This window comes from Sphingobacterium sp. Lzh-3 (genome assembly GCF_046764375.1).
In the GTDB taxonomy this organism is placed as follows: Bacteria; Bacteroidota; Bacteroidia; order Sphingobacteriales; family Sphingobacteriaceae; genus Sphingobacterium.
The window spans coordinates 3,984,240-4,010,099 of sequence record NZ_CP177226.1 but is presented as its reverse complement, the minus strand read 5'-3'; the positions used below and the strand labels follow the sequence as shown (position 1 = coordinate 4,010,099).

Annotated in this window: 26 protein-coding genes; 20 read left to right on the top strand and 6 right to left on the bottom strand. The window is 38.7% G+C overall.

Features of this window, described 5'->3' with window-relative positions:
- Positions 1–11: 11 nt before the first annotated feature.
- On the top strand, positions 12–1,058 hold the full coding sequence (gene ribD, locus ACLCDV_RS17015) for a bifunctional diaminohydroxyphosphoribosylaminopyrimidine deaminase/5-amino-6-(5-phosphoribosylamino)uracil reductase RibD (protein ID WP_317665536.1): 1,047 nt from the start codon (positions 12–14) through the stop codon (positions 1,056–1,058).
- A gap of 66 nt (positions 1,059–1,124) precedes the next feature.
- Positions 1,125–2,408: a DUF2851 family protein gene (locus ACLCDV_RS17010; protein WP_317665537.1), complete on the top strand. Its 1,284-nt coding sequence runs from the start codon at positions 1,125–1,127 to the stop codon at positions 2,406–2,408.
- Here the strand turns inward: ACLCDV_RS17010 and ACLCDV_RS17005 are convergent.
- The gene (locus ACLCDV_RS17005) at positions 2,405–3,055 is read right to left on the bottom strand and encodes an ankyrin repeat domain-containing protein (protein WP_317665538.1); all 651 of its coding nucleotides are present in this window, start codon (positions 3,053–3,055) and stop codon (positions 2,405–2,407) included. The genes ACLCDV_RS17010 and ACLCDV_RS17005 overlap by 4 nt on opposite strands.
- A 349-nt stretch (positions 3,056–3,404) precedes the next feature.
- On the opposite strand from ACLCDV_RS17005, the gene ACLCDV_RS17000 reads away from it, so the two are divergent.
- The 8 genes from ACLCDV_RS17000 (at position 3,405) to ACLCDV_RS16965 (ending at position 10,287) form a co-directional block, all read left to right on the top strand.
- Entirely contained in the window at positions 3,405–3,974 is a 570-nt protein-coding gene (locus ACLCDV_RS17000) for a UbiX family flavin prenyltransferase (RefSeq protein WP_075993357.1), read from the top strand.
- A 215-nt stretch (positions 3,975–4,189) separates the two neighbouring features.
- Positions 4,190–5,458: a dihydroorotase gene (locus ACLCDV_RS16995; RefSeq protein ID WP_411971723.1), complete on the top strand. Its 1,269-nt coding sequence runs from the start codon at positions 4,190–4,192 to the stop codon at positions 5,456–5,458.
- A gap of 5 nt (positions 5,459–5,463) precedes the next feature.
- A complete protein-coding gene (locus ACLCDV_RS16990) occupies positions 5,464–6,138 on the top strand; it encodes a hypothetical protein (protein WP_411971722.1) in 675 nt (224 codons plus the stop codon).
- Between the two features lie 4 nt (positions 6,139–6,142).
- Positions 6,143–6,745 carry a DUF4199 domain-containing protein gene (locus tag ACLCDV_RS16985; protein ID WP_411971721.1) on the top strand — a complete coding sequence of 201 codons (603 nt, stop codon included), beginning with the start codon at positions 6,143–6,145 and terminating at the stop codon, positions 6,743–6,745.
- 98 nt (positions 6,746–6,843) lie between these two features.
- Complete coding sequence (locus ACLCDV_RS16980) at positions 6,844–7,794, top strand: glycosyltransferase family 2 protein (protein WP_075993353.1); 951 nt, start codon at positions 6,844–6,846, stop codon at positions 7,792–7,794.
- Between the two features lie 6 nt (positions 7,795–7,800).
- Positions 7,801–8,928, top strand: coding sequence for a glycosyltransferase (locus tag ACLCDV_RS16975; RefSeq protein WP_411971720.1), 1,128 nt, complete (start codon positions 7,801–7,803; stop codon positions 8,926–8,928).
- 356 nt (positions 8,929–9,284) lie between these two features.
- The gene (locus ACLCDV_RS16970; protein WP_411971719.1) at positions 9,285–10,052 is read left to right on the top strand and encodes an MBL fold metallo-hydrolase; all 768 of its coding nucleotides are present in this window, start codon (positions 9,285–9,287) and stop codon (positions 10,050–10,052) included.
- 79 nt (positions 10,053–10,131) lie between these two features.
- Complete coding sequence (locus ACLCDV_RS16965) at positions 10,132–10,287, top strand: lmo0937 family membrane protein (protein WP_104382583.1); 156 nt, start codon at positions 10,132–10,134, stop codon at positions 10,285–10,287.
- Between the two features lie 4 nt (positions 10,288–10,291).
- On the opposite strand, the gene ACLCDV_RS16960 is transcribed toward ACLCDV_RS16965, so the two are convergent.
- Together ACLCDV_RS16960 and queA are read right to left on the bottom strand one after the other, a co-directional pair.
- Positions 10,292–10,975: a 2-C-methyl-D-erythritol 4-phosphate cytidylyltransferase gene (locus ACLCDV_RS16960; protein ID WP_411971718.1), complete on the bottom strand. Its 684-nt coding sequence runs from the start codon at positions 10,973–10,975 to the stop codon at positions 10,292–10,294.
- A gap of 85 nt (positions 10,976–11,060) precedes the next feature.
- Positions 11,061–12,110 (bottom strand): tRNA preQ1(34) S-adenosylmethionine ribosyltransferase-isomerase QueA, encoded by a 1,050-nt coding sequence (gene queA, locus ACLCDV_RS16955; RefSeq protein WP_317665551.1) that lies wholly within the window; start codon positions 12,108–12,110, stop codon positions 11,061–11,063.
- A 184-nt stretch (positions 12,111–12,294) separates the two neighbouring features.
- On the opposite strand from queA, the gene ACLCDV_RS16950 reads away from it, so the two are divergent.
- Genes ACLCDV_RS16950 through ACLCDV_RS16940 form a run of 3 tightly spaced genes read left to right on the top strand, consistent with a single transcriptional unit; the run spans position 12,295 to position 15,100 of the window.
- Positions 12,295–13,539 carry an ABC transporter permease gene (locus tag ACLCDV_RS16950; protein WP_317665553.1) on the top strand — a complete coding sequence of 415 codons (1,245 nt, stop codon included), beginning with the start codon at positions 12,295–12,297 and terminating at the stop codon, positions 13,537–13,539.
- 8 nt (positions 13,540–13,547) lie between these two features.
- Positions 13,548–14,189 (top strand): DUF2306 domain-containing protein, encoded by a 642-nt coding sequence (locus tag ACLCDV_RS16945; protein ID WP_411971717.1) that lies wholly within the window; start codon positions 13,548–13,550, stop codon positions 14,187–14,189.
- The gene (locus ACLCDV_RS16940; protein ID WP_411971716.1) at positions 14,186–15,100 is read left to right on the top strand and encodes a YARHG domain-containing protein; all 915 of its coding nucleotides are present in this window, start codon (positions 14,186–14,188) and stop codon (positions 15,098–15,100) included. The genes ACLCDV_RS16945 and ACLCDV_RS16940 overlap by 4 nt, the downstream gene beginning before the upstream one ends.
- A gap of 95 nt (positions 15,101–15,195) precedes the next feature.
- On the opposite strand, the gene hisD is transcribed toward ACLCDV_RS16940, so the two are convergent.
- Both hisD and hisG read right to left on the bottom strand, forming a co-directional pair.
- The gene (hisD, locus tag ACLCDV_RS16935; protein ID WP_317665559.1) at positions 15,196–16,485 is read right to left on the bottom strand and encodes a histidinol dehydrogenase; all 1,290 of its coding nucleotides are present in this window, start codon (positions 16,483–16,485) and stop codon (positions 15,196–15,198) included.
- A 21-nt stretch (positions 16,486–16,506) separates the two neighbouring features.
- Entirely contained in the window at positions 16,507–17,358 is an 852-nt protein-coding gene (hisG, locus tag ACLCDV_RS16930) for an ATP phosphoribosyltransferase (RefSeq protein WP_411971715.1), read from the bottom strand.
- Positions 17,359–17,937: 579 nt separating this feature from the next.
- Here hisG and ACLCDV_RS16925 point away from each other — a divergent pair.
- The 3 genes from ACLCDV_RS16925 (at position 17,938) to ACLCDV_RS16915 (ending at position 21,004) form a co-directional block, all read left to right on the top strand.
- Positions 17,938–18,528, top strand: coding sequence for a phosphatase PAP2 family protein (locus ACLCDV_RS16925; RefSeq protein ID WP_411971714.1), 591 nt, complete (start codon positions 17,938–17,940; stop codon positions 18,526–18,528).
- 16 nt (positions 18,529–18,544) lie between these two features.
- Positions 18,545–19,621: a Gfo/Idh/MocA family oxidoreductase gene (locus ACLCDV_RS16920; RefSeq protein WP_411971713.1), complete on the top strand. Its 1,077-nt coding sequence runs from the start codon at positions 18,545–18,547 to the stop codon at positions 19,619–19,621.
- 135 nt (positions 19,622–19,756) lie between these two features.
- Entirely contained in the window at positions 19,757–21,004 is a 1,248-nt protein-coding gene (locus tag ACLCDV_RS16915) for a hypothetical protein (protein ID WP_411971712.1), read from the top strand.
- 101 nt (positions 21,005–21,105) lie between these two features.
- On the opposite strand, the gene ACLCDV_RS16910 is transcribed toward ACLCDV_RS16915, so the two are convergent.
- Positions 21,106–21,729: a 7-carboxy-7-deazaguanine synthase QueE gene (locus ACLCDV_RS16910; RefSeq protein WP_317665569.1), complete on the bottom strand. Its 624-nt coding sequence runs from the start codon at positions 21,727–21,729 to the stop codon at positions 21,106–21,108.
- Positions 21,730–22,426: 697 nt separating this feature from the next.
- Between ACLCDV_RS16910 and thrS the strand changes: the two genes are divergently transcribed.
- From thrS to rplT, 4 genes are all read left to right on the top strand, one after another.
- Complete coding sequence (thrS, locus tag ACLCDV_RS16905) at positions 22,427–24,352, top strand: threonine--tRNA ligase (protein WP_317665571.1); 1,926 nt, start codon at positions 22,427–22,429, stop codon at positions 24,350–24,352.
- Positions 24,353–24,363: 11 nt separating this feature from the next.
- Positions 24,364–24,924: a translation initiation factor IF-3 gene (infC, locus tag ACLCDV_RS16900; RefSeq protein ID WP_075993338.1), complete on the top strand. Its 561-nt coding sequence runs from the start codon at positions 24,364–24,366 to the stop codon at positions 24,922–24,924.
- Positions 24,925–24,963: 39 nt separating this feature from the next.
- Complete coding sequence (gene rpmI, locus ACLCDV_RS16895; RefSeq protein WP_002993964.1) at positions 24,964–25,164, top strand: 50S ribosomal protein L35; 201 nt, start codon at positions 24,964–24,966, stop codon at positions 25,162–25,164.
- Between the two features lie 98 nt (positions 25,165–25,262).
- Positions 25,263–25,607: a 50S ribosomal protein L20 gene (gene rplT / locus ACLCDV_RS16890; protein ID WP_046674462.1), complete on the top strand. Its 345-nt coding sequence runs from the start codon at positions 25,263–25,265 to the stop codon at positions 25,605–25,607.
- The last annotated feature ends 253 nt before the right edge of the window (positions 25,608–25,860 follow it).

The following is a 25,860-nucleotide window of genomic DNA, read 5'->3' as shown; positions in this document are numbered from 1 at the left end:
GATTTGTATCTATGGATATGCACAGGCAATATATGCATCGTTGTTTGGAACTGGCCCAAATGGGGGCGGGTTCAGTGAGTCCCAATCCAATGGTTGGGGCTGTCATTGTTTTGGACGGTAAAATTATCGGTGAAGGGTATACTTCTCCGTATGGTGGGCCGCATGCTGAGGTCAATGCTGTACAACAGGTTATGCAAAAGTATGGGGAAGAAGCAAAACGGCTTATCGCAGAAAGTACTTTTTATGTCAGCCTTGAACCTTGCGCGCATTATGGAAAGACACCGCCTTGTGCAAATATGATTGCGGAGCTGAAACCGTTGAAAGTTTTTATAGCCTGTTTGGATCCTTTCGCAAAGGTCAATGGCAAAGGAGTAGAAATACTACGGGAAGCTGGTATTGAGGTTGAAATTGGTTTACTGAAAAAAGAGGCCGTATGGCTCAACCGTCGGTTTTTTACCCGTATCGGTCAATTTCGTCCCTACGTTATTTTAAAATGGGCACAAACCAAGGATGGTTTTATAGGGCAAGAAGGTAAGCAGGTTTGGATAAGTAATGCTGCAAGCCAACAGTTGGTTCACCGTTGGCGAGCGGAGGAAGATGCTATTTTGGTCGGTACAAATACTGCAATCGTAGATAATCCCAGTCTGACCGTAAGAGAATGGCAGGGCAAAAACCCATTGCGTATTCTTTTAGATAGAGATCTTGCTATTCCGCTAGATGCCAATATTCTCAATGAGCAAGCTGATACAATTGTGTTCAATGCTAAAAAGACAGAATGGACAGCAAATGTGAAGTATATTGAGCTTGAAAACTATGGGTTATATCTACCGCAGAGTATTCTTTATCAACTTTATTTAATGGATGTTCAGTCAATAATCATAGAAGGGGGGCGTGCTACCCTGCAAATGTTTGTCGATGCGGGCCTCTGGGATGAGGCAAGGGTATTTGAGTCTGAAACAACATTATTGAACGGGATTGAGGCGCCTCAATTTAAGGGACAACTGCTAGAAAGCAAATTGGTTTCCAATGATCTTTTAAAAATCTATAAGAAACAGTAATTATTAAATTGTATATTTAAGATATTATAAGCCATAGCCGGTTAGTTTAATCTTAAAATTACAATTATGTTAGTTACAGAAAACTTAATGCAGTTTATCTGGAAACTTCGGCTATTCCGTGCAAATGGGTTGAATTCTACCGATGGAGAGCCCTTGGCCGTTGTTCATGTGGGGCAATACAACACAGATTCAGGTCCCGATTTTCTCATGTCACATATCAGGTATAAAGGCGATGATTGGTTTGGTCATGTCGAGATGCATATCCAATCTTCGGATTGGGATCGACATGGTCATCAAGAAGATGTCGCTTATAACAACGTTATTTTACATGTAGTTTGGAAAAATGATAAGGTTAGCTTCCGGAATGATGGGACATCGATACCGACATTGGTGCTTTCGGAATATGTGGAAAAGCATCTGTTGGAACGGTATTCAGCGATGATGAATACAAAAAGTTCGATACCTTGTGAATTTCAGCTTGGTTCTATTGATCTTTTTAAAAAATCCATGTGGCTAAGTACTTTAGCTATTGAACGCCTGGAAATGAAGGTTCAACAAATGTTGGTGATTTTAAAGCAATTTAATACGGATTGGGAAAAAACTCTATGGGTATGGATCTGCAGATGTATGGGATTGAAAGTTAATGCAGATACATTTCAGGAGCTTGGGGAAAAATTACCCTGGAGCATTCTACAAAAATATCGTTCAAACCTGTTTAAAATAGAGGCTCTTTTCTTTGGGATCAGCCGGCTATTAATTCAAGGACAAGAAAGCGAGTATATGGAACGGCTAGTTGGTGAATTTGAGTATCAAAAACATATTCACGGTATAGAGACTATTTATGGGGTATGGAAAAGGATGAGAATGAGGCCTTATAATTTTCCCGAACGGCGAATCACGCAATTAGCTCTTTTGTTTAGTAAGAACGAGCTGGGAGTTGCTAAGATTTTGGCTGTGGATGATTTGGAGGCTGCTCGAAAATTATTTAAGATAGAGTCGCCGGGTGATTATTTGGGGGGATATTTATCTTTCGGTACCAAAACGAAGGTAAAAACATCGCTTCGTCTAGGTAAAGAAACTATTGACACGCTTGTTATTAATGTGATTATCGTATTTCTTTTTTCATACGGGAAATATTTTAGTATTCAATCCTATATGGATAAAGCTTTAGATCTTTTGGAGCAGCTTCCTGCAGAAAAAAATGTTGTTGTGAGACAATTTGCTCAATATGATTGGCCTGTTCAAAGCGCATTGCAAAGTCAAGGAATTTTGCAGTTAAAGCGATTTTATTGTGATAGGAAGCGCTGCCTTCATTGCAGCATTGGAACCGAAATTTTAAAAAGAAATTAATTCTTTAAAATTTCTGCAATCTCCTTATGGCCTTTTTCATATGCCATATCCATTGGAGCTAATCCTGAGATATTGATGACTCTGGTATCGGCCCCATTTTCGAGTAAGGCAACTATAAAATCGATATTACCAAATTGCGCAGCGAAATGAAGTGGGGTTTCGCCAGTAGCTTGAATGGCATTGACATCTGCATTAGCATCGATAAGCAACTTACCGATCTCTTCATTGTTGTTTGCCGCAGCAATATGTAACGCGGTGGTGAGTTGCTCATTTTTGGTTACGACATTTGGATTAACTTTTTTGGATAGTAAAAGACGGACAATGTCTGCTTTGTTGAAATAGGTGGCTAAGGTCAATGGCGTAAAACCCTGTGATGACCATTCGTTGACAACAGATGGAGCTTGCGAAATAATAGCCTCCACGTATGAGGTTAACCCAGCCGCACAGGCCTCATGGATAGTCATGGATTTGGTGTGTTGTAAAAGTACCCGAATGATCTGGGGTTTGTTATAATAGCAAGCTAATAGGAGGGGAGAAATTCCATGACTCGTTGTTTCTTGTAAAAGCTCGGGATTTCCAATCAATAATAAGTCGATGTCATGGCTTCTGCCTTCTTCAATATATTGTTCTAAAACGGAAAGGTTCATGTCTTAACAAATTGTCTAACGTTGTCACTAAAATAGACTTTATTGATGAGAATAAATGTCTGATTTGCGAAAATATTTGTATTTAATTTTGCCTGGGATTGAACTGAAATTTAGAAGAAGGGTGGTTTTACGAGGTGAATTGGATCTTAAAATCCGGGAAAAAGTTATTTTTGGGGTATTTTATATACACAAATGTGTAGTAATGCGCATAATGTTTTTGTAAATTAAAAAGTAGATGTACTTTTGTTAAGCCCCTCCCAAGGGCATGTTTTTCATAGGTAGATGTAGGGTCGGGTGTTTCTCACTACGACCCTTTTTTTATAGCTTTGTTTTTATTATTTTAAAAGAGATGTCTAAGAGAAAAATTGTTATTGCCATTACCGGAGCTAGCGGCTCAATCTACGCTAAAGTTTTACTTAAAAAACTATTGGTATTAAAAACACAGATCGCAGAAGTTGGAATTGTAATGTCGAATAATGCGAAGGATGTATGGCGTGCGGAGTTAGGCGATGAGAGTTATCAGGATGTACCGTTCAAATTTTACGATAAGGGTGATTTCTTTGCTCCTTTTGCATCCGGGTCGGCTCGCTATGATACGATGATTGTCTGTCCGTGTTCAATGGGGACATTATCAAGGATCGCCCACGGAATTTCTTCTGATCTGACAACTCGTGCGGCAGATGTAATGCTAAAAGAACGACGAAGATTGATTTTGGTTACCCGTGAGACACCGCTAAGTATTATACATATTCAAAATATGAAATTGGTGACAGAGGCGGGAGGAATCATTTGTCCTGCATCTCCTTCATTCTATAGTTTGCCAAAGACACTGGAAGATGTAGCAGAAACTGTAGTTGATCGCATTTTGAGTCTTGCCGGATTTGAATTTAAACATTATCAGTGGGGAGAAAATGCCTAGCTATTCCTCGTTGAAATCTATTTTTAATGTTCTTTAATAAATTTGTATTTTGTAACTTTGTTTCTCGAAATGAAGCAATCACAGGCATCGCGCGAAAAAGTTATTTGCAGCTATATGATTTATAGTGATAAAGCCACCGTTTGTCTGTTAACACTACGCACGCTATATGCTTCGATAAATAAGTTGTATCCTTTTAAATTCAATCACATTCATATATGAAAAGCTTATTGATTACTTCTGTTAAAGTAATTTTACCTGGTCATGAATTTCATCAGCAGCAAGTTGATGTATTTATTGAAAAGGGGAAGATTGCGCAGATTGGAAAATCTGTCAAAGTAGCTGATAAAAACATAGAGACCATCGATGGTGCCGGAAAAATTTTAGCGCCAGGTTTTTTTGACTTACATGCCAATTTTGGGGAACCTGGACTAGAAACCAAGGAAGACATTGTAAGTGGGACCGCAGCAGCAGCAGCGGGAGGATTTACTGGAGTAGCTGTAATGCCGAATACTGAACCCGCTATTCAAAGCCGGTCTGAGGTTGCACTTATTGTCAATACGGCGAAAGGGAATGTTGTTGATGTACACCCAATAGGGGCCATCAGCAAAAAGCGAGAAGGAAAAGAACTGGCTGAGTTATTTGATATGAAACAGACAGGTGCTGTTGCTTTTAGTGATGGAAACAGAAGTGTGCAACAAGCGGGATTAATGAGCAGAGCATTGCTATATGCTAAGGGATTTGAAGGGTTGATTTTTTCACATGCCGAAGATGAGTCTATGGCCGGTGGAAACAAAATGAATGAGGGCGCAATGAGTACTTATTTGGGAATGAAGGGGATTCCCAATCTTGCCGAATCGTTAATGGTTTCTCGTGACCTCTATTTGGCGGAATATACCGGAGCTCCTATTCATTTCGCATCCATTAGTACACCAGAGGCTGTTGATCTGATAAAAAAGGCGAAAGCAAAAGGTCTCCCAGTGACATGTGATGTCGCTGCGCATCAATTGGTTTTTACGGACGAAGATATTGTCGGTTTTGATAGTAATTATAAGGTGAGCCCGCCTTTACGCACAAAAGCTGATCTTAAGGTATTACTTAAGGGAATTAAGGACGGTACTATCGATGCCGTTGTTTCGCAACATACACCGCATGAAATAGAATTTAAAAATGTCGAATTCCATATTGCGAAAAATGGTATTATTGGATTGCAGACTGTATTGCCGCTATTAATTCGCGCCGGATTAAATGAAGAACAAATTGTAAATAGTTTGTCAGTACGACCGAGACAAATTTTAGGACTTGAAGTGCCTCAGATTGAAGTGGGGGGAATAGCTAATCTTGTCTTATTTGACCCATTGAAAACATGGAATTTCGATGAGAAAACCAATAAATCCAAATCAAAAAATTCTCCCTTATTTGGGCAGACCTTAAAAGGAGCTGTCGAATTGGTCATCAATAATAGTCAAATCATTAAAAACGATTAAAAACCATGGAAGCAAATGTTAAAGCAGCCGTTGAGGCAGGTATATTAAATTATGGCAAGGTTGATGGAATTTCGACAGCCCCCGAGTTTCTTGATAAGATTCTTAACGTATTCAATACGGAGGCCAGCTATCTAGAGAAATTAGAACTGTTGGATCAGTCTTTTGATGACTATCCGTTGTTTGACGAACTTCGTGAAGTATATGTCGATCTTTTATTGATGAATTTTTTCTCCAATGACGTATTAAAATTGGAGGATGATTATTTGGATTCTGAAGAATGGGAAGCGATCGAAGATGAAACAATCGATCGTGGAACGGAATTGTTGAATATTTTTCTTTATTTAGGGGAATGTAAGGACGATGAAATTGAGCCTGAACTGGATGATTTCTTAAAAGAATTTTTATTGGTCGATGAAGATGAATTCCAAGACGAACATGAAATTTATGAAGATATCATTGCTAATCAAATCGTAGTAGATAGTCCCTATGCTGAAATAGCAAAAGTAGGTAAAGGAATAAATCCGAGAAGCGAAGTTTATGAGCTTTTCTATCCTATTATGAGTTTCTTTAGCGAGTTGAAACCATCTGAAAAACAATTTGAAGAGTATGCTGAGGCTTCTTCCAATAAGGCTTTTGATATCGCCCTTTACCAAATAATTAGTACTTACTATAACAAATAATTTTATGGCAGATTCATTCAACCAAAGTAATGTAGGATTTGATGCGGTAATCGACAAAAAGAAAAGTATTATCTATGGTGTTATTTTAGGAATAATTTCTTTTATCCTAGGATTAATTGTTTTGTTTGTTGTCAAAGACTTAAATTCCTTTTGGGGGGTGATGTCGATGTCATTCATTGTCAATACTGGTGTTTTTGTTATTATTTCTGCATTGTTTGCGTTCTCTCTCAGGAAAGCAAATGGCGGATACTGGAATTTTTCCATCGCATTGAAATCGATCTTTATGATGCTTGCGATTTCTACGATTATTTCCACTATTGGTACGCAACTGTATGTTAATTTCATTAACCCAACTTTACAAGAAAAGGTGGTGACGCATACAATTAACGTTACTATAGAGTATATGGAGAAAAACAATGTGCCAGATGAAGTTATAGATTCAAAAATCGCAGAACTTGAAAAGCAAGTTGATTCAATTGGTAAAATTACTTTAGGACAGGTGTTCAAAGGACTGGCGATTACATTAATGTTTCAATTTGTTTTTGCGTTGCTGTTATCGGCCCTGACAAAACGAGAAAAATTGGTGATTAAACAAGAAGCCAATTAGTGGCTAACAAAATAACATTGTTCCTACAAGGTATTACTGAAAAAGTAATACCTTTGTTGGTATTATAATACTACATTTTTAGCATGATTAACATTCACATGGATATTTCTGTTGTTGTTCCTTTATTTAATGAAGAAGAATCCTTACCCGAATTGACAGCTTGGATCGACCGTGTTATGGCGGCCAATCATTTTTCCTATGAAATTATTTTAGTTGATGATGGGAGTAAAGATAATTCTTGGAAAGTTATTGAAGAGTTGAAGTTAAAGAACACAAATATTTCTGCGATCAAGTTCCGACGCAATTATGGGAAATCTGCCGCTTTGAATGTAGGCTTTGCTGCTGCGCAGGGTGATGTGGTTATTACCATGGACGCGGATCTCCAAGATAGCCCGGATGAGATTCCTGAACTATATGACCGGATCGTGAACAAGGGAGCGGATTTAGTATCGGGTTGGAAGCAAAAGCGCTATGATCCATTGACCAAAACAATCCCAACCAAATTGTTTAATGGGGTAACCAGATCCATGTCTGGTATTCATAACCTGCATGATTTTAACTGTGGTCTTAAAGCGTATAAAAAAGATGTTGTTAAAAACATCGAGGTGTATGGCGAGATGCATCGTTATATACCCGTTATTGCGAAATGGGCTGGATTTACCAATATACAGGAACAGGTTGTTCAGCATTATCCACGTAAATATGGTACAACCAAATTTGGACCGGGCCGTTTTGTCAAAGGTTTCTTAGATTTATTGTCCATATTTTTTGTCGGCAAATTTGCGAAAAGGCCAATGCACTTTTTTGGTGTTATGGGAGTGATTAGTTTTCTTGCAGGTTTATTTATCTCCATTTATCTGATTTGCCACAAACTGATGAGTATAGCTAGCGGTACACCATTTAGAGATATAACCGATCAACCATTATTTTTCTTTGCGCTGACAGCGATTATTTTGGGAACACAATTATTTCTGACTGGTTTCTTGGCAGAGTTAGTCTCTAGAAGCAGCTCCGATCGGAATGATTATCAAATTGAGAAAGTCATCTAAATAATTATGCGAATTGTGATTTTAGGATCCGCCTATCCATTGAGGGGAGGGGGGATAGCGTCTTTTAATGAACGATTGGCATTCCATTTTCAGGAGTTAGGTCATGAAGTGGATATTCACTCCTTTAGTTTACAGTATCCCAATTTTCTTTTCCCCGGGAAGTCGCAATATTCAGATGAGCCCGCACCAACCGGTCTTCATATTAAAACGACAGTGAATTCTATTAATCCACTTAATTGGATAAAGGTTGGTAGGGAGCTTAGGAAGGCGAACTATGATTTGCTTATCGTGCGATTTTGGATGCCATTTTTTGGGCCTTGTTTGGGAACAATCCAGCGGCAGGTTCGGAAAAATAAACATACTAAAATTGTATGTATCGCTGATAATATAATCCCTCATGAACAACGCATAGGGGATAGGATGTTGATCCGCTACTTTTTGAAATCTGTTGATGCTTGTCTCACGATGAGTAAAAGTGTGCTGGCAGATCTGAAAATGTTAAGCCCGAAAATGCCAGCGGTATATACGCCACATCCACTCTACGATAACTATGGTGTGCATCAGAGTAAAAAGGAAGCACGTCGATTACTTAAGATTGCCGAAGAGGATAAAGTCGTATTGTTTTTTGGTTTTATTCGTCAATACAAGGGCTTAGATATCTTGCTCGAAGCATTAGCTCATTCCAAGGTTCGCGATCTCGGTGTTAAATTATTGCTTGCCGGAGAATTTTATGGTGATCCTGCTCCCTATCTGGAGCTTATAAAAAAGTATAAACTCGAAGAGTTTATTTTTATGCATACCGATTTTATTCCAAATCAGGAGGTGGGACGTTATTTTTCAGCTGCGGATTGCGTTGTTTTGCCTTATCGTAGCGCTACGCAGAGTGGAATCACCCAAGTTGCTTATCATTTTGATCTTCCCATGATTGTGAGTAATGTTGGGGGATTGCCGGAATTGGTTCAAGATGGCTATGTCGGTTATGTTGTTGAGCCCAATCCTGATGAAATTGCTTCAGGTATTTTCTCTTTTTACCATTACAACAAAGAAGAGCAATTTAGAACGAATATTATCGATGAAAAAAGGAAATACAGCTGGGATACTTTTGGCAATGAGATTCTTAAGTTGGCGCGTTGATGAGTAGCAGTGATTTTATTTGTATATAAAATCAAATTTATCTAAGTTTGGAATACTGAGGTAGAAATTTAAAAGGAAGGAGAGATTTTGTTGCCGTTTACACAAAGCAGTTTAACTAAGTTAGAAGAGTTTTTTAAGGAGCAAGGGTATAAAGTTAGATACGAGAAAGGCTCATTCCGTACAGGCGCTTGTATGTTGCAGACGACAAAAGTTGTAGTAGTCAATAAGTTTTCGAATCTTGAAATAAAAATCCAGTCATTATGGAATATATTATTGGATATTGAAATTGATTCGGAGGCCATTTCTGAAAAACTTCTTCCGATTTATGAAGAAGTATTGAAATCAAAAATTGTAGCTTGAGAATAACATTTTTAGGAACCGGAACATCACAGGGGGTGCCTGTAATTGCATGCCAATGTCAGGTCTGTCAATCTGAAGACAGACGTGATAAGAGATTACGTTCTTCTATTCTTATTGAATACAATCAACACACATTGGTTGTGGATACTGGCCCAGACTTTAGGTATCAGATGTTGCGCGAGAAAGTTATGCATTTGGATGCGGTGCTGATGACACATTCGCATAAAGACCATATTGCCGGTTTAGATGATGTAAGGGCATTTAATTATCAACAGCATAGCTCAATTTCTATTTACGGTACAGCTGCCCTCCATGAAGCGATCAGACGAGAATTTTATTATGCGTTTACTGACGTTAAATATCCCGGAGCTCCGAGCTTAGATTTGGAGGAGATAAAGGCCGGTGTACCCTTGTCTTTATTTGGAAAAGAAATTATGCCTATTGAGGTTCTCCATTATAAAATGCCAGTCTTGGGTTTTAGGATCGGCGATTTCGCCTACATTACTGATGCGAAATTTATCAGCGCAGAATCACGGAAATTATTGGAAGGAGTAAAGGTTCTTGTTGTAAATGCTTTGCAAAAGGAATCTCATATTTCACATCTAACATTGGACGAGGCGATTGAATTTGCCTATGATATTCATGCCGATAAAACCTATTTTACACATATAGGGCATCGAATGGGACTACATGAGGCTGTTTCCAGAGAATTGCCCGAAAATATGTTTCTAGCTTACGATAGATTACAGCTTCAAATTAGCTAATCCATTTAAAATAAAACTATAGTTCTTTTTTCGTTGTTATACCTGTAAAAAATAGATTTAGGTATTAAATTATAAAGAAATGGGAAATTTACTGTATATCATCGCCGTTATCTTAGTGATCATTTGGGCGATAAGTTTTTTTGGAGGTTATGCGGCAGGCAATAACATTATCCACATCCTTTTAGTCATTGCAATTATTGTGGTTTTATTACGCGTTATTCGTGGCAATGCTTAACCCATTAAATTAAATTCAGATAGAACTGGGCAATTTGTAGGTCTTGAGGGTAGGTGATTTTTATATTTCTGGGGTCACCTTCAACGATAGCGATACGCTTGCCCATTTTCTCTACCACCGAGGCATCATCTGTAAAAAGGGGATCTTCAGCTTGTTTATAGGACTTTAGAAGCAATTCTCCATGAAAAACCTGTGGAGTTTGTACTAACCAGGTATGATTTCTATCGACAGCAGAGTTGGTTGTGGTGTCTCCCATCCGAACTGATTCAATGCTCTTTTGTGCTAAGACAATTGCCTGATGGTCATACGCCCCCTGGAAGGCTTTTTTAATAAGAGCTTCAGTGATGATAGGCCGCGCTCCGTCGTGCACCGCAATATAGTCTTTTGGACCGATATCAAAATTTTGCTCAATGTAATCTATTCCGTTCCTTACACTTTCGAAGCGGGTTTGTCCGCCAAAGGCGATATGTATAGGGCGATCAAACTGATGCTTCAAACACAGTTCGGTCCAAAAACTTTCCATTGGCTCGCTGATGACCAGAATAACTTCCGAAATAGTTTCTGATTGGCAAAAACGATTAATTGTATGCATAACAATCGGCAGTCCATTTAAGTCAAGAAACTGCTTTGGAAGATCGCTATTCATTCTATTTCCGGTTCCGGCAGCAACGATAATTACAAAGTTCATGTTAGTATTGAAAGGTTATTATTTAAAAAACGTGGATAGTTTGAGGCTATCCACGTTTTTTATTTTTATCTTTTAAGCCACGTTATTAAACAATTAACATGGCGTCACCGTAGCTGTAGAATCTGTATTTTTCTTTTACAGCAACTTCATAGGCATTCATTACATTTTCGTAGCCTGCAAACGCAGCAATCATCACTAAAAGAGTGGATTCTGGCGTATGGAAGTTTGTAATCATCGAGTTTGCAATACTAAAATCGTAAGGAGGATAGATGAATTTACTTGTCCAGTCAGCTGCCGCTTTTAAGTGATGGTCTGCAGAAACAGAAGATTCTATTGCGCGCATAGAAGTCGTTCCTACAGCACACACACGACGTTTGTTGTCGATAGCTTTATTGACAATGCGTGCAGCTTCGTCGGTAATGATGAACTGTTCGGAATCCATTTTATGTTTGGTTAAATCTTCCACTTCAACAGTACGGAAAGTTCCAAGACCAACGTGAAGGGTCACCTCTGCAAAATCAACGCCTTTTAGTTCCAGGCGTTTCATTAACTCTCTTGAGAAGTGAAGTCCTGCTGTAGGCGCTGCAACAGCACCTTCATTCTTTGCGTAAATAGTTTGGTAACGGAATTTGTCTTCCGGTGTAGCTTTACGTTTGATATATTTAGGAAGTGGAGTTTCACCTAAGATTTCAATATTACGGCGGAACTCTTCGTCGGTACCTTCAAATAAAAATCTAATTGTACGGCCACGCGAAGTTGTATTGTCAACCACTTCGGCAACCAATAAGTCATCATCACCGAAATATAACTTGTTGCCCACACGGATTTTACGTGCAGGGTCTACCAATACATCCCAAAGACGAAGTTCATTGTTCAATTCACGCAACAAGAAAACTTCAATCGTAGCTCCAGTTTTTTCTTTATTACCGTAAAGGCGTGCTGGAAAAACTTTAGTATTGTTTAAGATCATGACATCTTTGTCATCGAAATAATCCAATACATCTTTGAAAATTTTGTGTTCAATTTTACCAGTATCTTTATGTAGGACCATCAAGCGCGATTCGTCACGATTTTCAGAGGGTTCAGAAGCAAGTAATGATTCTGGTAAGTTGAATTTAAATTGAGATAACTTCATCTTTAATAATATATATATTAATGTCTGCCTTTCAGTGCATTACAGTGCACCAAATACTAGGTTGCAAAAAGCATACAAAGTTATAACTTTTTCGGGTATAGAAAGGGCATATTTCTAATTTATGTATATATTTTTGACGATTTTGACATTAAATCAAAACTATATTGTATTTTAGAATACAATTATGCTATTCTTTAGATTGATATTGGAGAGTTGTCAGTTTGCATTTTCGGCATTAAAAGACAATCGTACACGCACCCTACTGTCGCTGTTAGGTGTAACTATCGGTATTTTTACGATTATTGGTGTTTTTTCTGCAGTAGATACTCTTCGGAATAACATCGAGGAGTCGGTAAAGAAAATTGGTAGCAAAACACTTTATATAGAAAAATGGCCCTGGGATGGCGGACCAAATTTCCCCTGGTGGAAATACTTGAATAGACCCGAACCCACATACAATAATTATCTGGACTTAAGAAGTCGAATGACGACGGCCGAGTATATGGCGTACATGATCAATATCGGTAATACGACTATAAAATATAAAAATAATTCGGCCGAAGGTTCATCGGTCAATGCAGCCACCTTTGAGAACCTGTACATTCAAAATTTAAATATTGTGGATGGTCGTTACTTTGCTGAAAGTGAGTCGAGAGGTGGTGCGCTTGTAACGGTACTGGGCGCAAATATTGCAGAAGGGCTTTTTCCGAATGAGGAACCCGTTGGCAAATATATCAATATGTTAGGCCGAAAAATACAGGTTATCGGTGTATTAAAGAAAGAAGGAAATGGAGTATTGATCAATACTTCACCCGATGATACCGCCTTTATTCCGTTTGAGCTTGCAAGAAATTTGGTCAACTATGATAATTTCTCACCGAGCATAGCGATGGTTATTAAGTCGAACTATACGCTTGGGGAGGCGGAGAGCGAAGCGAAGACACTCATGCGTTCGATTCGTCGTATAGCGCCACAACGGGAGGAAAACTTTTCCATTAATCAGACAACAATGATTACAGGTGCACTGGATCAGCTTTTTGGAATAATTAATCTTGCAGGTTTTTCGATCGGTATTTTTTCGATCTTAGTAGGTGGCTTTGGTATTGCCAATATCATGTTTGTCAGTGTCAAAGAGCGTACGCATATCATCGGAATCCAGAAAGCGCTGGGGGCTAAAAATTTCTTTATTCTTTCGCAATTTTTAGTCGAGTCTATCGTACTATGTTTGTTGGGAGGAGGAATAGGCCTCGTTGTTGTTTATTTTTTGGCGTTTCTAGTGCAAGCTGCGACTGGCGTTGCTATTGTCGTAAGTTTGAAAATGGTTATGCTTACCGTTTCGCTTTCGACGTTTATTGGTCTCATATCAGGTATTGTTCCGGCGCTAATGGCTTCTCGATTGGATCCGGTAGAAGCGATCCGGAGTAAATAGAAAGCGATATGTTTAAAAAAGCGCAATTTTCGATATTACAAGGATTTTGGCTTTTAATTTTTGCCTATGGCTGTATGCTGATGGCAGAAATCACACTTCGCTATCGTGGTTTCGCACTCGATGCTAATTTCCTGATGATTAAACAAACGGAAATTGAAGAACTTTGGTGGTATCGCTACGTGTTTTATGTCCATGTCTGCACAGCTATCTTTGCCTTGCCTGCGGGCTTTACGCAGTTTAATACTTATCTATTGAATAAATATCCGCGAGTCCATCGAAGTATCGGGTATTTGTATGTATTTGCCATTTTGGTTTTTGCCGCTCCTTCAGGTTTGCTTATTGGGTCCGTGGCAAATGGCGGATTAACCTCCATTATTGCATTTGAATTATTGGGGCTTGGATGGTTCTATTTCACCTGGCGGGCAGTTCGTCTGGCGAGCCAGCGAAAATTTGATAAACATCGTGATTTTATGATCCGTAGTTTTGCCTTAACCTGTTCAGCACTTACGCTACGTTTTTGGAAGCTTGCTTTAGTGTACCTGTTTCAGCCCAATCCGATGGATCTCTATCAAATTATTGCCTGGTTGGGATGGATCCCTAATTTGTTGTTGGCGGAATTTATTATTTATCAAAAAAATCATAAATTATGAGGAAGAACCTTTGTTTAATGTTAATGCTTGGAGCAATCCTTGGTTGTAAGGACGGGAAAAGCAAAAAGAATGAAGCCACCGAAACAAAAGATACTGTTGTGGCCGAAGCTGAGGCACATCAGGAACTTTATGGCAACTGGGTGGGCGAATTTGTTGTGGATGAAAGTACTCTTGAAGAAGGAGAAGGGCTGCCCACGACAGATTATTCGCCCAAGATAAATTTGACCATAAAAAAAATTACAGATAAGGGTGGTGTTTTTGGACAGAATGTTGTCAAAGGAAATCTGCGTTCTTTGGTGGGTAAACTGGAGGAAAATGGTGCCGATATCCGGTTATTATTGGATGAGCCCGGCGACAAAAAGTCCGACGGGCGTTTTGAAATTAAGCTTAATCATGATACCTTAATTGGTAATTGGACCGCATATGACCAAGGGGTAAAGATTAAAAAGCGAAGCTTTAAATTGTTGAAAAAGCAGTTCGCCTATAATCCAAATCTGATGCTAAAAAATCAGGATGGAGAAAACGGAACTTTGGTCGACTGGATTAACGAAAAAAGAAAGGAGGAAACTGATGTGGATGGAGATTCAACTTATACTTACATTATTCAATACTATCGATCGGCGTCCCCTGCGGTCTTTACTATAAATGCATCTAAACAAAAGTTGACCGAGAAAGAACTGAAAAACCTCAAGAAACTAGATCTGGAGATTATTCGGAATACGATTTTTGCCCGACATGGCTATGCGTTTACCAAACCTAGCATTCGCCAGTTTTTTGAGCCTGTAGATTGGTATGTGCCTATTTCAAAAGATGTGACTGCTGACTTAAGTCCATTGGAAAAAGATAATATAGCTTTGCTTACTAGATTTGAAAAATATGCAACGGATAATTATGACACCTTCGGAAGGTAATGTAGTCAACATTAGTCATGAATATTCGAAAGATCAGTATCCCAAAAAAGGCTTTACGATGTAAAGCCTTTTTTGGGATATCAAGAGTTTATGTTTTATCCTTTCTTCCGAATAGAAATTGCATTTTTATGCGCTTGCAGGCCCTCAAGTTCAGCGAGTATTTCAACCACTGACCCGATTTGTTGAAGTCCAGTTTCGCTTATATGCTGAAAAGTAACTTTTTTCACAAAAGAATCTACCGATACGCCGGAGTAGGAGCGTGCATAACCTGATGTAGGAAGCGTGTGATTTGTACCTGAGGCATAATCTCCTGCGCTTTCAGGGGTTAAGTGCCCTAAGAAAACCGAACCAGCGTTACTGATATAGCGTGTTAGGGACTCCCATTGGTCGGTCTCCAAAATAAGGTGTTCCGGTGCATAGTCATTTGAAAACTGTAAGGCCTCCTGAAGATTTTCAACAGTTATTGCGTAGGAATTTTCAATCGCTTTTGCAGCAAGTTCCTTGCGCGGTAAAACCGCTAATTGTGCTACCAACGCTGTATTGACGGCATCAACTATAGTGGTGGAAGTTGCAACCAGGACAGCTTGACTGTCGGCTCCGTGTTCGGCCTGTGCCAAAAGATCTGCGGCGACAAATGCTGGATTAGCCGACTCATCAGCGATAACCAGTACTTCCGATGGCCCGGCCGGCATGTCAATGCTAACATTTGCAAGACCTTGTATAATGGATTTTGCTTTGGTCACAAACTGATTGCCTGGGCCAAATATCTTATCGACTTTTGGTATAGTTTCTGTCCCAAAACCCATAGCAGCAACGGCTTGAGCGCCTCCAACGAGGTATATTCTGTTTATTTTAAGTAATTTCAAACAAAAAGCAACGAAGCCATTGATTTTCCCATTGGATTGTGGAGGAGAACAAACGACAATCTCTTTACATCCAGCTATTCTCGCAGGAATACCGAGCATTAAAAGTGTGCTAGGTAACACAGCTGATCCCCCTGGGATATAAAGGCCAACTTTTTCAATAGGGCGAACCTCGCGCCAGCATTTTACGCCGGGCATTGTTTCAACAGTGCGCTCCCTTTTTAATTGTGTACTATGGAATTTATGTATATTTTGAAACGCGATTTCCAAAGCTCTTTGTTGATCGCGGTCAATGGTAGATGCCAGTGCGTCAATATCTTCCTCGTCTAAATATAATCTATCAAGTTCAACTTTATCAAATTTGGCCGCATATTCGCGTAATACGATATCACCTTGGTGGCGTACTTGTTGGATAATTTCCTGGACAACCTCTTGTATTGCATTGTTTGGATCCGTATTCCTAGCAACCAGTTGCTGGATTTCGGTTTTTCCTAACGTTTTGTAATCATATTTTTTTAACATGGTTGTATACGTGCATCAAGTTTAAAGAATGATTTTTTCAATGGGCATCACAACGATACCTTGGGCACCTTCAGCTTTTAACTTATTGATCTTATCCCAAAAGTCATCTTCCGTGATAACAGTGTGTACGGCTACCCAACCTTCTTCTGCCAGTGGAACAACCGTAGGGCTCTTAACACCGTGCAATAAAGAAGTGATGGCTGGCAAATTTTTCTTTTCGACATTCAATACCACATATTTCGTTTCTTTTGCTAAAAGAACAGATTCAATACGTTGTACTAACTCAGCCAAAACCTCATTGCCTTCTAATCCCTTTCTTCCCACCAAGATGGCTTCTGAATTTTTGACATCAGCAAAGGGTTTCAAACCGTTGCTTTTTAGTGTTCCTCCGGTAGATACGATATCGCAGATCGCATCACTAAGACCCAAGCCAGGTGAAATCTCAACTGAGCCGGATATCAAACGGATGTCTGCATTAATCTTATACTCGTCTAGAAAATTCTTTAGTATATTTGGATAAGAGGTTGCGATTGCTTTGCCGTTAAGGTCTTTAATGTCTTGGATGGTGCTACCTTTGGGAATAGCCAGTTTCAAAGTACATTTTCCAAAACCAAGCCGTTTGATGTATTCTACTTTGGATTCGGTCTCATCGATGATGTTTTCACCGACGATGCCCAGGTCGGCTATGCCTTGTTCCACATATCCCGGAATATCATCATCTCTCAGAAATAATATTTCCAGTGGGAAATTCCCAACAGTTGTGATTAAAGAGCTTTTGTAGTTCTCGAAGTCTAATCCACAATTTTTCAGTAATTGAACAGATTTTTCGTTTAACCTACCCGATTTTTGGATAGCAATTTTAAGATTTTTCAACGCTTTATAAATGTTAGCAGTAAATTATTAATAATAAGAAATCAAACAAGAGGGAAGGTATTCTACGTAAGAACACATTAAATTAACATATCGCCACAATGGCGATGATGCAAATGAAAATGATGTACGTAAGTATAAACCATGTTTGTATTAATAACTGCAAGCAAATGTATAGTAAATTAATGGGAAATGCAAGACTATCATTTTAAAATTCTTATCCTAATGGACTTGTTGTTGAAATGAATTCAATTTTCTTGAAAAAAATGTGAAAACAATGCTGTTGATTGGGGGAATATACCATAATTTAGACAAAAGGTAATGTTGATTTCCTATCCTATAGTAAGCTGTTTGAATCAGGCCAATAGCAAGTTGTGAAATCTTGTCCAATCGAAACGCTTTTTATAGGCTGACAACTCACATAAATTTTCTTATTTTTAGGAATTGGGGGTGACATACTAAATTAGCAGCGAATAAGAGTTACAGTAGTAGGAAGTATAAGTTGTTGTTTAATAAATAGGAGGAATGTGTTTAGTAGTACATGTTTCAAAGAGATTGTAAATTAGATAGATTATTTGTTTGATGAAAAGATTAGCTTTTATTTTTATTTGTTGGATTAACTGTCTATATGGTCCTGTTCTAGGACAGGAAAAGCCAGCGTCTACGATAGATATCCGTATATTGGAGTCCATAGCCGAGACTCGGACCGCGCCACAAACACAAACATTTAAAGTGCTTTCTGATATCAATAACTATGTTCAGATAGCCGTTCCGGTTGGTTTACTGGTTGCAGGTGCAGTCAACGATGATAAGGCAATGCGTCAGAATGCCTTGTATGTTGCTAGCAGTACGGCTGTAACAGCGCTCGTGAATGTTGGGTTAAAACATATTTTTAAGCGCAGCAGGCCATTTAAAAAATATCCTAATTTCATATCGGTTCGTACGGCCGGTGGGTATTCCTTTCCCTCTGGTCATACGTCATCTGCTTTTGCTACTGCTTCTGCTTTGTCTCGGGCTTACGGAAAGTGGTACGTCGTCGCGCCATCGCTTTTATGGGCGAGTAGCGTGGGGTATTCAAGGATGTATCTGGGCGTACATTTTCCCTCCGATGTGTTAGCAGGTGCTGTATTGGGAACAGGAGCGGCCTTTGCTTTAGATGGATTAAAGAAATAATATAGCAATAGAAAAAATGATGGAACAGGTTATTAAAATATTGGTTGTTGGATGTGGAAATATGGGCGCATCTCATGCGAAGGCATATCACGATTTAGATGGCTTTCAAATTGTGGGGCTAGTAGCTCGTGGGGAGAGCAAAAGTAAACTGAATGAACAATTGGGAGGGAACTATAAATTGTTTGAATCTTATGAGGATGCACTTCAGGAAACGAAACCGGATGCCGTTTGTATAGCGACCTATCCGGATACACACAAAGCGTATGCTATAAAAGCCTTTCAGGCCGGTGCTCATGTTTTTATTGAAAAGCCTTTAGCTGAAGATGTGATTTCCGCGCAGGAGGTCGTCGATGCAGCATTGACATATGATAAAAAATTGGTTGTTGGATATATTTTGAGATATCATCCCTCCTGGATCAAATTTATTGAAATAGCTAAAACGATGGGAAAGCCACTAGTTATGCGTATGAACCTGAATCAACAGAGCCATGGGTATATGTGGGATGTGCATAAAAATCTAATGGCTAGTTTAAGTCCCATTGTTGACTGTGGAGTTCATTATATTGATGTCATGTGTCAAATGGTAGGTGCAAAACCACTGTATGTATCTGCAATCGGCGCGCGGTTAAGCGATGAGATTCCTGCATGGAACTACAACTACGGACAATTGCAGCTGCATTTTGAAGATGGGTCCGTAGGGTGGTATGAAGCCGGATGGGGACCAATGGTTAGTCAGAACGCTTTTTTTGTAAAGGATGTTTTTGGGCCTAAAGGTGCAGTTTCCATTGTCGCAAATAAAGCGAGCGACGAAGGTAAATCGGATTCGGTAGCATCCCATACACAAACAGAAAGCCTTCGCGTACATTACGCCGATTTAGATTCGGCAAATGAATTTACGAAGGTTGATGAGTGGGTCAACTTATCGGATGAGCCCGATCATCAGGAATTATGTAACCGGGAACAGTTATTCTTTCAGCAGGCGATTGTAGATAATTTGGACCTTTCTGATTCGATGGAAGATGCTGTTAATAGTCTACGAATTGCTTTGGCATGTGACGAAGCGGTGAAAACTAGGCAGATGATAAAATTGTAGTTCATTTTGCTTAGTGGTCTCTTTTTTACTTTTTATGGAAATATGAAACGAAAAAAGTAAATAAATAAAAAAATAGCGTAAAAGATAGGCTTTTTGGTCTGTCTTTTGTTATTTAGCTACATATTTATCATTCTTATGAATAATTTACTCAACATTGCACTTTTATTTGGATTATCAATTTCGACAACTTATGCACAAGATAAGCAATGGCAGATGGAGTTGGTGTTTAAAGGTGAAGTTTCCCCTGAAAAATTTGAAAATGAAGTTCCGGAATTTGCAAAAGAGTTTTATGAACCATTTTTGAAAGGAAAAATGGCTTATCGGAATGTCGATATTTTGGCTGATGCCGATTATTCTTCTACTGTGGTGAATCAAAAAGCACATGCTATTTTAAATCGAAAATTAGCAAAAACATATTCGTATTCGGTCGGTGATGATATTGTCACTGCCGAAGCATACAATCCATCCTATAAGATTGTAAGTACAAAGTTAGGGGAATCGGAAGGGCCTTATGTGCAGCTGCAAGATATGGGCGAGATCGAATCAATAGCAGGAATTACCTGTAAGAAGGCAAAGTTATTTATAAAAAACCATGCCGATTCTGCAGTTGCAACAGTATGGTATTCGGAAGCAGTGCCCACGTATTATCTGACGGCATTTTCATTTATCAATGATTTACCCGGAGCTGTGCTCAAATTGTCTTTAGGTGAGAACAATGACCTTGGTTTTGAAACAACAAAAGTGATCAATGTCTCCGCTGTGGCAGATTTCGAGCTTCCTAAAAATGCAAAGGTGATTGATATTTCAGGAGGAGGAAATACGAGTGAAGGGGAAGATGTGAGTCTATTTGAAGACACTTTCCCATTGGATAAATCGCTTAAATGGACGATGGTCAAGGATAAAGATACCAATGATGAATATTATGGTATAAAAAACATGGCTGGAGAAGAGGTGTTGCCTTGCTCTCTTTTCTCTTTAGCTTATTTTAATGAGCAAACTGCAATTGTTTCAGATAAGGATAATTATTTCTGGTTGTTGGATAAGAAAGGAGGGAAGGTGAATAAAGAAGGGTTTGACTGGCTTACGCCTGCAAATCAAAAACTGGCCATTTTTCAGAAGGACGGTAATTTTGGATTGGTCACGCAGGAAGGGAAAGTTCTGCTTGACAAGAAAGAAAATATCAGTAAATTTTTAGATAAATATTTGATGTTTTCTGAAAATGGAAAAGTTGGATTGTTGGATGAAAATGGAAAGATTTTATTAAAGGCGAATTTACTGTTTCTAGATGCTGATAATGCCGGAAATGTGCTGGTCCGGGAGAAGGAGGGTGAAGAAACGAAAACGTTAGATCTGGAAGCTTTTTTAAAAACCTATGTGAAGTGATTTTAAATTACATGCATTAATATAAATTTATTATTTATAAAAAAGGCCTTCGATACTATCGAAGGCCTTTTTTATGTTTATTTAATCATGCATCTGCACGATTAAGGAATGTTCAAGAACTTATGTGTTTGTAGTGAAATATCCCATTTAGGGTTTTCTTTTACGTAGTCAATAATAGCAGGTGTCATTTCTTTAGATTTCGACCATTCAGGTTGAAGGTATAATCTGCAGTTTGGTCCTACTAGTTGTGCATATTCTTCTCCCCAGGCGAAATCACTTTTATTGAAAACGATAACTTTAAGTTCACCAGCAGCTTCTAACACATCTTTGCGTGGAGCTTTGAATTTTTTGGGAGATAAACATATCCAGTCCCACTCGCCACTCAAAGGATAGGCACCGGAGGTTTCAATAAACGTTTTAATACCCGCCTCATGAAGTCCTTTTGTTAGGTAATCCAAATTATAAATAAGTGGCTCGCCACCTGTAATGACAACTGTTTTTGCCGGATATTTCTTTGCATTTTCGATAATCGAATCTGCGGTTGTAAGGGGGTGGATAGATGCATCCCAACTTTCCTTCACATCGCACCAGTGGCAGCCTACATCGCAACCACCCAATCGTATGAAATAAGCAGCAGTCCCGGTGTGGTAGCCTTCTCCCTGAATGGTGTAAAATTCTTCCATTAAGGGTAATAGTGTTCCGTCTTCTGGTACTTGATTTGACATAGTTAAAATTTCAGTCTGCAAAGGTAGCAAATATTAATGAGATGCTCAATTTGTGTTGCGGCTTTTAAGTAGCTGTCCTGTCATTTTTTAGCGATCCTAATCACTGGTGTAAGCTGCCATACACCCATATTTTAAATTGTTTTTGAAAAAAGCACCTAGGTGATACTCTTTGCTTATCAAGTTGATGTTCCATTCTCTATTAACATCGTAAAAACACTCCTTTTACAGGGGGTTAACAGTGGGTTAACAAGGGTATGCCCCTGTTATACCCCTGTTAACCCCCTGTTAACCCCCTGTAATTACCCTGTTATTATATAATCTGATTTCTATTAAATGTTAGGATGCTCATCGGTACAATAGTGGGGGACTGTCAAACAATACGATCAGATTATCGATAAGCAATATGAGGATGTAAAGTGTGTGAAGCTGATGAATTTAGCGCATTTAAACTATGGGTAAGAGGGGTGTAGGTTCGGCTTTCTATTTTTGGCGGGTCATAAATTATAAAAGCTGAAAACAGCTTTGTTAAATTGTGACGATAGAATGCGTTGAATAGCGCAAAAACCCTGTTATTTTATCAGAATTTTTACTAAATTTGTGTCACAATTTATTTATTGAAAACGTAAGTGTAATAACATAATTGTACATGTTGTTTTATGTTTTCTATTTTTTAACAATTTAAAGATCATAGTTGTAAATGATTAAAATTACACTACCGGATGGTTCCGTAAGAGAGTATCAACAAGGGATCACTGCTGCAGGGATTGCGTTATCAATCTCAGAAGGGCTTGCAAGAAACGTCCTTGCTGCCGAAGTAAATGGTGAAGTGTGGGATTCTGCCCGTGCTATTGAAAATGACGCTACTGTCAAGTTATTGACCTGGAATGATACCAAAGGTAAATCTACTTTTTGGCATTCTTCAGCACACTTGTTGGCTGAGGCTTTGGAGGCATTGTATCCTGGGATTAAATTTGGTATTGGTCCCGCGATTGAAACCGGATTTTACTACGATGTTGATTTCGGTGATCGTGAATTCTCGTCTGATGACTTTAAAGCGATCGAAGACAAGATGCTGGAGCTGGCTAAACGGAAAGAAACATTTGAACGTAAAGCTGTTTCGAAATCGGATGCCTTGGCTTATTTCACAGAGAAAGGTGATGAGTATAAGCTAGATTTAATCAAAGATTTGGAAGATGGAAAGATTACTTTCTATACACAGGGGGAATTTACAGATTTATGTCGTGGTCCTCATATTCCAAATACTGGGTTTATCAAAGCGATTAAATTGACGAATGTTGCCGGTGCTTACTGGAGAGGTGATGAGTCTCGCAAACAGTTGACACGTATTTACGGTGTTACTTTTCCGAAGGCATCTGAACTTACAGAATATTTGAAGTTTATTGAGGAAGCGAAAAAACGCGATCACCGTAAACTTGGAAAAGAACTTGAACTTTTTGCTTTTTCTGAAAAAGTTGGTGCAGGTTTGCCTCTTTGGTTGCCTAAAGGAGCTGCATTACGTCAAAAGCTGATAGACTTCTTACAGAAAGCACAGTTAAACTCAGGGTATGAGCCTGTTGTTACGCCGCATATCGGACACAAGCAGTTATATGTGACTTCTGGACACTATGAGAAATATGGCGCGGATTCATTTCAACCAATAAAAACTCCTATCGAAGGAGAAGAGTTTTTGTTAAAACCAATGAACTGTCCGCATCATTGTGAAATTTATAAAGTAAAACCACGCTCGTATAAGGACCTACCGGTTCGATTTGCTGAGTTTGGTACTGTATATCGTTACGAGCAATCTGGTGAGCTTCACGGTTTAACAAGGGTGCGTGGGTTTACTCAGGATGATGCCCATTTATTTTGTCGTCCAGATCAGGTCAAAGACGAATTCAAAAAGGTAATCGATTTAGTACTTTATGTTTTTGGAGCCTTAGGCTTTAATGATTATACAGCACAAGTGTCGTTACGTGATCCTGAGAATCGTACGAAGTATATTGGTACGGACGAAAACTGGGCTTTGGCTGAATCTGCAATTATTGAAGCGGCGGAGGAAAAAGGCTTGCCGACAGTCGTAGAGTATGGTGAAGCGGCTTTCTATGGTCCAAAATTGGATTTTATGGTGAAGGATGCTTTAGGTCGTAAATGGCAGTTAGGTACTATACAGGTGGATTACAATTTGCCTGAGCGCTTTGAGTTGGAATATACAGGAAGTGATAACATGAAACATCGCCCTGTGATGATTCACCGTGCACCCTTCGGATCTTTAGAACGTTTTGTGGCTGTATTGATCGAACATTGCGCTGGACAATTCCCATTATGGCTTGCGCCTGAGCAATTTATCGTCTTGCCAGTGTCAGAAAAATATGAAGAATATGCTCAAAATGTTTTGAATTCGCTAAATAATTCCGATATTCGCGGACTGATAGACTTACGTGACGAGAAAGTGGGCAGAAAAATCAGAGACGCCGAAGTGAAAAAGCTTCCTTATATGTTGATTGTAGGGGAAAAAGAGGTGGAAAATGGCACAGTTTCTGTACGTAAACATGGCTCAGTAGAATTAGGAACTATGACTGCTGACGAATTTAGAGATATATTAATTAAGGAAATAACCGTTTAATTTTTAAACATTTGGCATTAAAAAGACCCGGTGGTCCAAGACCACCAATGAGAAAGAAAGAACCAGATCACCGCATTAATGAATTAATCAAGGTACCTGAGGTGCGCTTGGTAGGAGATAATGTGGAGCAAGGAGTTTTCCCTACGCGCAAAGCGTTAGAGTTGGCTGATGAGTTGGAACTTGATTTAGTGGAGATTTCGCCAAATGCTGTACCGCCGGTTTGTAAGATTATCGACTACAGTAAGTTTGTTTACGAACAGAAGAAGAAACAAAAGGAAATCAAAGCTAATGCAAAACAGACTGTTATTAAAGAAATCCGTTTCGGACCTAACTCTGGTGAGCATGATTTTGAGTTCAAATTGAAGCATGCGATTAAGTTTCTTGAAAGTGGAGAGAAAGTTCGTGCTTATGTACACTTCAAAGGTCGTGCTATTGTACACAAGGATCAAGGTGAAATCTTGTTGTTACGCTTTGCTCAGGCTTTAGAGGATTACGGTAAAGTAGAGCTTTTACCGAAATTAGAAGGTAAACGCATGTTTTTAACAGTAGCTCCAAAGGCTCCTAAAAAATAATAAGAATTCTAACAGATTGATATAAAATTTATAAGTATTATGCCAAAAGTTAAAACCAATTCCAGCGCAAAGAAACGTTTCAAATTGACTGGAACAGGTAAAATTGCAAGAAAAAACGCTTTCAAAAGCCACATCTTGACAAAAAAGAGCACAAAACGTAAACGTAACTTAACACAAACAAGTTATGTATCTGATGGCGATATGGGCAACGTAAAACGTATGCTTGCTATCGGTAAATAAGTTTTATTCGATTTTATTAATAATAATTTTTTAACCGGGTATAAGGTTGTAAGTTCATTGAAATACATGACACCTTCTACCAAACTAATTTTAAAAATATGCCACGTTCGGTTAACGCAGTAGCTTCTAGAAGAAGACGCAAAAAAATCCTAGGCCTTGCAAAAGGTTACTTTGGATCACGTAGCAAAGTTTATACTATTGCTAAAAATACAGTAGAAAAAGGTTTACAATACGCTTACCGCGATCGTAAAACCAAAAAACGCGAGTTTAGAGCTTTATGGATTCAACGTATCAACGCTGGAGCTCGTCAACACGGAATTTCTTATTCCCAATTGATCGGTAAATTAAACGCTAAAAACATTGGTTTGAACCGTAAGGTTTTAGCTGACTTAGCTTTAAATAACCCAGAAGCTTTCAAAGCAGTTGTAGACGCAGTAAAATAGAGTTTTTAATCCGCTGTCAATTTGTTAGAGATATTAAAGGAGCCTTTTAGGCTCCTTTTTTTGTTATGACCGTTACTGTATCTTTTTTTGGACGTATGTGCCAGGTAAACCCAATTTAATGCTATGTTTCATTTTAGTTCTTACTCCCCAATTATACTCTTGATGCTATTGACGCTGTATATTATAACTTATATCTCTTTTAGATTTGAAATTAGGTTTGATTTTTGTCGATCTGTAGAAAACATAACATTAT